Raw genomic sequence first — 475 nt, 5'->3', positions numbered from 1 at the left:
GCCGATGTTCATGGGCAGGGAATCCACCGCCTGGAGCATCTTGCCAATGTGCCAGGGTCCCGGTGTGCAGGTGGTGGCGTTGGTGCCCGTAGCCGGGCCGGTGCCGCCGCCGAGCATGGTGGTGATACCACTCATCAGGGCTTCTTCGACCTGCTGGGGGCAGATGAAATGGATGTGGGCATCAATGCCGCCGGCGGTGAGGATCTTGCCCTCACCGGCGATGATTTCGGTTCCAGGGCCAATCACGATGGTCACGTCTGGCTGGGTATCCGGGTTGCCGGCCTTGCCAATGGCGGCGATGCGGCCTTTCTGGATGCCCACGTCGGCTTTGACGATGCCCCACCAGTCGAGAATCAGGGCATTGGTGATCACGGTGTCCATCACCGCCGCATCGGCACGCTGGCTCTGGCCCATGCCGTCGCGGATCACCTTGCCGCCGCCGAACTTCACTTCCTCGCCATAGATCGCGGCGTTT

The 475-nt window shown here is 63.6% G+C and carries 1 protein-coding gene; it reads right to left on the bottom strand.

All coding sequences use genetic code 11. From position 1 onward, the window contains the following. Nucleotides 1–475: amidohydrolase family protein (locus B2W52_RS19015; RefSeq protein ID WP_286803909.1), on the bottom strand; the 475-nt coding region annotated here is incomplete at both ends.

Source organism: Marinobacter sp. UBA2498 (assembly GCF_002341575.1).
Classification (GTDB): Bacteria; Pseudomonadota; Gammaproteobacteria; order Pseudomonadales; family Oleiphilaceae; genus Marinobacter; species Marinobacter manganoxydans.
This window is presented reverse-complemented; position numbering and strand designations above follow the sequence as displayed.